Annotated in this window: 6 protein-coding genes; 5 read left to right on the forward strand and 1 reads right to left on the reverse strand. The window is 44.1% G+C overall.

The window, feature by feature from the left end; all coding sequences use genetic code 11:
- The 4 genes from RT269_RS27455 to RT269_RS27470 all read left to right on the forward strand — a co-directional run.
- A partial coding sequence (locus RT269_RS27455; RefSeq protein WP_313187475.1) for an NAD(P)-dependent malic enzyme occupies positions 1-1,076 on the forward strand: 1,076 nt, incomplete at its 5' end.
- Positions 1,077-1,152: 76 nt separating this feature from the next.
- Entirely contained in the window at positions 1,153-2,136 is a 984-nt protein-coding gene (locus RT269_RS27460) for a 2-keto-3-deoxygluconate permease (RefSeq protein WP_313187477.1), read from the forward strand.
- Positions 2,137-2,296: 160 nt separating this feature from the next.
- A complete protein-coding gene (locus tag RT269_RS27465; RefSeq protein WP_313187479.1) occupies positions 2,297-3,925 on the forward strand; it encodes a sensor histidine kinase in 1,629 nt (542 codons plus the stop codon).
- Complete coding sequence (locus RT269_RS27470; RefSeq protein ID WP_313187481.1) at positions 3,897-4,574, forward strand: response regulator; 678 nt, start codon at positions 3,897-3,899, stop codon at positions 4,572-4,574. The genes RT269_RS27465 and RT269_RS27470 overlap by 29 nt, the downstream gene beginning before the upstream one ends.
- 87 nt (positions 4,575-4,661) lie before the next feature.
- On the opposite strand, the gene RT269_RS27475 is transcribed toward RT269_RS27470, so the two are convergent.
- Positions 4,662-5,741: a lactonase family protein gene (locus RT269_RS27475; protein WP_313187483.1), complete on the reverse strand. Its 1,080-nt coding sequence runs from the start codon at positions 5,739-5,741 to the stop codon at positions 4,662-4,664.
- 306 nt (positions 5,742-6,047) lie between these two features.
- On the opposite strand from RT269_RS27475, the gene RT269_RS27480 reads away from it, so the two are divergent.
- Positions 6,048-7,166, forward strand: coding sequence for a cysteine desulfurase family protein (locus RT269_RS27480; RefSeq protein ID WP_313187485.1), 1,119 nt, complete (start codon positions 6,048-6,050; stop codon positions 7,164-7,166).
- The last annotated feature ends 86 nt before the right edge of the window (positions 7,167-7,252 follow it).

Raw genomic sequence — 7,252 nt, forward strand, 5'->3', positions numbered from 1 at the left:
GCCTTGCTTATACTCCGGGTGTAGCGGAGCCGTGCCGGAAAATTCATGCCAATGAGGAAGATGTGTATAAGTATACCTCTAAAGGAAATCTGGTGGCAGTGGTTACTGACGGAACCGCAGTGCTTGGGCTTGGAGACATCGGACCAAAAGCAGGTCTTCCGGTTATGGAAGGAAAGGCGATTTTATTTAAAGAATTTGCGGATGTCAATGCAATTCCGATTTGCCTGGATACCAAAGATACGGATGAAATTGTAACAGCAGTTAAATGGATCGCCCCGGGATTTGGAGGCATCAATCTGGAGGATATTTCAGCACCAAGGTGCTTTGAGGTAGAGGAACGGTTAAAAAAAGAGCTTGACATTCCCGTATTCCACGATGATCAGCACGGAACCGCCATTGTGGTGCTGGCAGGAATTATCAATGCGTTAAAGGTAGTGGGCAAAGATATCAGAGAAATTAAAGTTGTGGTAAACGGTGCAGGCGCAGCGGGAACCGCCATTGCCAAGCTACTGCTTGCCTGCGGCGTTTCAAAGCTGATTGTCTGTGATAAAGTAGGCATTCTATATCAGGGAATAGAAGGCGTTGACCATGCCAAGCAGGCCCTGGCGAAAATAACAAACCCGGATCAGTTAAAGGGAGATTTAAGCGATGCATTAAAGGGTGCGGATGTGTTTATCGGAGTTTCTGCTCCTGACATTGTAAGCAGGGAAATGGTAAGCTCCATGAACCATGACGCCATCCTCTTTGCCATGGCAAATCCCACACCTGAAATTATGCCGGAGGCGGCAAGAGAAGCGGGCGCCAGAGTCATAGGAACCGGCCGTTCGGATTTTCCCAATCAGGTAAACAATGTTCTTGCTTTTCCGGGAATTTTCAAAGGCGCATTGGAGGTAAGGGCCAGGGAAATCAATGAGGATATGAAGCTTGCGGCAGCCTATGCCATTGCATCCATGGTTTCCGATGAGGAGTTGAATGAGGAATGTGTCATTCCTAATGCATTGGATAAAAAGGTTTCAGAAAACGTGGCGGAAGCAGTAAAAAAGGCGGCAAGAGAGAGCGGTGCAGCCAGAATATAGCAAAAGTCTTAAAATCACCTGCAGCAGTCACAAAGCAGATAAGAATTGGCTTTTTAAAAAATAGGAGGATTGAAATATGCAGATTCCAATCAAAAAAACCCTGGATAAGATTCCGGGAGGAATGATGGTGGTTCCCTTGTTTTTAGGGGTTCTGGTCAACACCTTTTTCCCTCAGTTTTTGGAAATGGGAGGGTTTACCACCGCATTATTCAGTAAAACCGCGTCCACGCCGATTTTAGCATGTTTTATGTTTCTGATCGGTTCACAGATTCATTTTAAACTGGCTCCAAAGGCAATAAAAAAGGGAGCCTTGCTGATCGCTGGCAAATTTATCGTAGGAGCTGGAATTGGTATTTTTGTCGGAAAGGTCTTTGGCTCAGCCGGTGTGCTTGGACTTTCCCCGTTAGCCATTCTTGCGGGATTAACCAACTGCAACGGAGGACTTTATGCATCTCTTGCCTCACAGTATGGGGATGAGACTGATGTGGGAGCGTATGCTCTGCTGTCAATTAAGGATGGTCCGTTCTTTACCCTGGTGGCACTTGGGGCTTCCGGTCTGGCACAGGTTCCTTTTAAGGCATTACTGGCAGTGATGATCCCCATTGTAATCGGAATGATCTTAGGAAATCTGGATTCCGATATGAGAGCCTTTTTGGGCAGCAGCAAATTACTGTTGATTCCGTTCTTTTCCTTTCCTCTGGGAGCTGGAATGAACTTAGAAACAATCGTGAAAGCAGGAGGTCCTGGCATTTTGCTTGGGATCGTGGCATCATTTACCGGAATAGGGGCATACATACTCCTTAAGCTGTTTAAAGAAGAACCCATCATCGGCCTGGCGACCGGTTCTACGGCTGGGAATGCGGTGGCAACGCCTGAGGCGGTTGCAGCGGCCGACCCGACGCTTGCCGTGGTTGCAGCCGCAGCAACCGCACAGGTAGCCGCAGCCTGCGTGGTATCGGCAATCATCTGTCCGTTTATTGTATCCTTTGTATTTAAAAAGCTTAGACAGAATCAGTTGAATGGGGTAAAACATAATGACAGGGCGGAGGCGGCCGGATAAAAACGGTTTAAGAAACCAATAACGAATACGATGCTCCCACGGAGGCAGACTAGAATAAAACATGTTTGCATCCCGTGGGAGTATTCTTTTGTGAAAGAGAAAGGACATTGTGATCCGCCGGATTATTTGGTAAAATAGGGGGAGAAAGGACAACTGTGCTATGGAAAGAAAAAAACCAATGAAGCTGCAGACCATGCTGAGTTTATTCGTCATTGCAGTTGTTTTTGTTTCAATTGCCATCATTATTTCATTTGTTGCTTCCTGGATGACCAGGAGCATCGAAAAGGAAGCGAAGACCAATGTCATGAATGTGGCGGAGCTTGTTGCACATTCCAGCGAGGTGATCGGTGCGCTGGGAAAAAAGGATACTCAGATAATTGCTGCTTATGTTGATATGCAGCTTAAGAATCTGGAACTGGTGGATTATATCACAGTGGCGGATAACCAGGGAATCCGTTATTCCCATCCCAATCCCCAAATGATCGGAAAAGCGTTTGAGGGAGGAGATGAGGACCGTGTGGTACGCCTGGGAGAGACTTATGTATCCGAGGCAACCGGAACTATGGGGAAATCCCTGCGTGCCTTTGCACCGATTTATGATGAAAGCCATCAAGAGATCGGTTTTGTCTCTGTCGGTACGCTGATCACGCGGATCGAAAAGGCGAAGCACATGGCTGTTTTCTATATCATGTTAATCGGCTTTGGAGGGCTGTCGGCAGGAAGCGCGGGAGCCTTTCTTTTGGCGAACCATATCAAAAAGATGCTGCTGGGATTAGAACCCGATGAGATCGCAAAGCTTTATCATGAGAAAATGGGAATACTGGATGCCATTCATGAAGGGCTGGTAGCCATTGACCAGGAAGGCCGGATCACATTGATGAACGATTCAGCATTACAGATTCTTGGATTTAATAAAGATGAAATGAAGAATCAGGTAATCGGATGCGATATTGAAGAGATAATCCCCAATACCCGCATGACAAATGTATTAAGCACGAAACAGGCAGAATTTGATGATGAACAAAGGCTTCATGATACTTTGATTGTCACCAACCGGATCCCCATCATGAATCGGGGACAGGTGATCGGGGTCATAGCCAGCTTCCGGGACAAAACTGAGATAACCAAACTGGCGGAGGAGCTGACCGGAGTAAAAAAGCTGGCCTGGTCCTTACGGGCACAGAATCATGAGTTTATGAATAAGCTTCATACCATTGCCGGTCTCATACAGCTTGAGGAATATGAAGAAGCCCTGCAGTTTATATCCGATGCTGCCAGGATAAGAACGGAAATGAGCCATATTCTCACGGATCATATCAAGGATTCCGCCGTGTCCGCTCTTCTTTTGTCCAAGTATAATAAAGCGGAGGAATGCAGAATTAAGTTAACCATTGATGAAAGCTCCAGACTGAATAAACTGCCCTGTGGCATGAATTCCCAGGATCTGGGTTCGGTTATCGGAAATCTGATCGAAAATTCACTGGATGAAGTAAAAAATGACGGGACAGGCAGGATCGGTATCAAAATTGCTGAGGAGAAGCAGTTTCTTACCATCCGGATAAAGGATAATGGAAAAGGAATCCCTCCGGAGCTTCACGAAAAGATATTTGAACAGGGCTTTTCCTCCAAAGAGGGGCAGCGTGGATGCGGATTGTTCATTGTGAAAAAGATCATTGAGGAATATGGAGGAACGATCCATTTAACATCAGAAGAAGGCGTTCAATGGGATATTACAATTCCAATGGAAAGGAGGGAAGAACTTGATTGGAGTCATGATTGTGGAAGATGATCCAATGGTTCTGGAGATCAACTCGAAGTTTTTAAGGAGAGTGGAAGGATTTACCCTATACAAAGGAGTATCAAATCTGGAGGAAGCAAAAAAGGCGATGCTTTCCAAAAAGCCGGATTTGATTCTGCTTGATGTGTATCTTCCTAATGAAAATGGAATGGATTTTTTAAAATGGATCCGAAGCCAGGAAATTAATGCAGATATCATTTTAATCACAGCAGATAAATCCATAGAACGAATCCAGGAGGCATTTCGGTATGGGGTGGTAGATTATCTGATAAAGCCTTTTCGCTTTGAGCGCTTTAAGGAAGCTTTACTGCAGTTTAAGGACCGCTATGACAGCTTTAAGAACAGCGAAATGATTGAGCAGAAGGATTTAGACCGGTACTTATCCGGTCAGATTGCTGCCCAGAACGAAGCGGATTTTACCAAGGGCTTTAATAAATACACCTATCATGCCATCTGGGAAAAAATCGAGCAGGGCGGGGAAGAGTATTATACTGCGGAAAATCTTGCAGAAATGCTGCAGATCGCAAGAGTCACGGTAAGAAGATATCTGGAGCTTATGGAAAAGGAAGAAAAGATATATAAATTAGTGGAATATGGAAAGGTAGGAAGACCGCAGCACAAATATAGAAAGATAGAATAAAGGTTTGGCGCAACCACAATTTGCCTGACAGGATTGTGTATATGATATCAGGCAAATTGAGATCGAAAGAATTAGTAAACAGATGATTTAAGATTTATCTGGTAAGCATAGGATCGCGATACCTTGTGAACCCAAATCCGGTAGCGGTGTATCGCGGATAAGCTGCTTTCGAAGGAGTCTGCCATTCCGTTCCGTAAGGAAAACGCTGATGGAGCCTTCATTTCCGTTGAGTACATACAAGTTATTGGAACAAACGCCGCTGTCTATTGGAGCACCAGATCCTTCTTTCGTACTATAGACAATATTTGAAATCCTCAAACGTCCATTGCTTTCAACTTCATACTTCGTTATTGTATGGCTGCCGGCATTGGAAGTATAAGCAAAACGTCTGTTTTCTGATAGTGTAACCCAGCAGGAAGCTGTTTGAAAATTCAATACGGAAGAACTGATGGCTGTTAGGGTTCCATCGTGATTAATTTTGTAGGAAGATAGTGCATTGATTCCAACTTCCGTAACCAGCAGGATTTCATCTGTTAAGAAGACAGAGCCAAAAGGTCCGGGACCGCTGGAATTGCTGATGATTGGGCCGGTAAGGGTTCCGTCTGGCTGAACAGTGAATAAACTGATCAGGCTCGTGTTTTGCTCGGAAACTGCTATTTTTCTTCCGTTATGATTGATGACAATGCAGGCTGGCCTGGCATTTTCTGAACTTAATGATTTCCCAGAATCTATGATTTCGGTAAGTATTCCGTTTTCGTCAACGTGAAAACCGGTAATATTGGACGCAATACTGCCCCCATCGCCTGCATTTGCCACATAGAGAAGATTACGGTGAGTTGTCAGGCTTACTGGAAGGAAACCGCCGGACTGCTTCACGTCTGCAAGAATCAAGGTTCCCGATTTGGTGATTTTGAAGCTGGAGATATTGCTGCTGCCAGCGTTCACGGCGAAAAGGAAATGTCCGTCATCGGATAGTGCAATTGATCCCTGTGAACCAAGAGGATCAACAATTGGGGTTCCAGTGCCTTTGCCGCCTGTTTTGTAAGCCTTAATAAATGTAAAATCATCATCGGATTTCTGGCGAATAGCTATTATCTCATTATCATCAGCGTTATTTGTCATAGAGTAAACAACGTATCCATGCCGACAGTTTGTCATATCATACATTTATTTATTACTCCTTTATACGAAATATTATTAATAGGAATATGCGTAATACGGTGTTTACGCTACTATCAATATATGCTATATTTATTTAAATGCAATTAAAAATTGCCTTTAGAAAGTATTTTGCTGTCAAACTTAGCATGTAATGAAATAGAATGCCGAATTTTTGCACATTGCTCCATGTTGCTGACAAGTTTATTTTTTAATGATAAAGATTGCAACGAGAAGAACAAGAAAATCAACATAAAACATGTTCTGTATCGGTTCATTAAATGCCCGATGTTATCTGTGTAAGGAGGATCATTTATGATTTATCTAGACTATAATGCCACGACACCTATCGACAAAAAGGTATATCATGCCATGCTTCCCTATCTGGAGTCAGAGTTTGGAAATCCATCCAACAGTTACGAATTGGGACAGCTTGCGAAAGGTGCAGTTGAGAATGCCAGGAAACAGGTCTCGGAATTGCTTGGTGCCAAAAGCAGCGAGATTTTATTCACAAGCTGCGGCAGTGAATCCAATAATGCCGTAATTAAGGGAGTTGCCTACACTTATCGGAACAAGGGAAAGCATATTATTACTTCTTGTATCGAGCACCCTTCCATCATGGAACCACTCTCGTTTTTAAAGAAGAACGGTTATGAAGTCACTTATCTTCCAGTAAACCGGCAGGGTTCTGTGGACCCTCAGGATTTAAGAAATGCCATTTGTGAAGAAACGATTTTGGTTAGTATCATGCATTCCAATAATGAGGTAGGTACCTTGCAGCCTATCAGGGAATTGGGGGAAATCTGCAGAGAACGAGGCGTTTTGTTTCACACAGATGCATCTCAGTCCATTGGAAAAGTGGATATTAACGTTTCCCGGTTACCAGTGGATTTTTTGACTCTTGCAGGTCATAAACTCTATGCTCCAAAAGGAATTGGTGCATTGTTTATTCGTGATGGAGTTGAAATGGAATCATTTCTGCATGGCGCAAGCCAGGAGAATGGCAGGCGTGCCGGTACGGAAAATGTGCCTTATATTGTAGCCTTGGGAGAGGCAGCGGTGCAGGCGGGAAAACATTTGGATCAAAATGGTTTGATGCCCATAAGAGATTATTTTTATGACCGGCTAAAGAAAGTGTTCGGCAGTAATATTCACCTTAACGGTGACCCGGTTCATCGCTTGCCCAATACTCTTAATGTCAGTTTTGTGGGAGAAAATGGCGCCCGGATATTGGCGGCGCTGTCTAAACTATGTGCCTCAACCGGCTCCGCCTGCCATTCTGGCTCAAAAACCATTTCTCCTGTTTTAGCTGCTATGGGCGTTGAAGAAGAAATTGCATTAGGTGCAGTACGTTTTAGTGTGGGCAGATATACCACAAAGCAGGAGATTGATCATGCAATGAAATTGTTAAAGGGGTACTTTCAATCCGTGTAAAAGAGAAGCGGATGTAATCGGGTAAATAACGGAAAAGCAAAGGCGATGTCATAGAATGAATAACAGGAATTTTACGGATTTTTTCG

The sequence above is a fragment of the Lacrimispora sp. genome, assembly GCF_032078915.1.
Lineage (GTDB): Bacteria > Bacillota > Clostridia > Lachnospirales > Lachnospiraceae > Lacrimispora.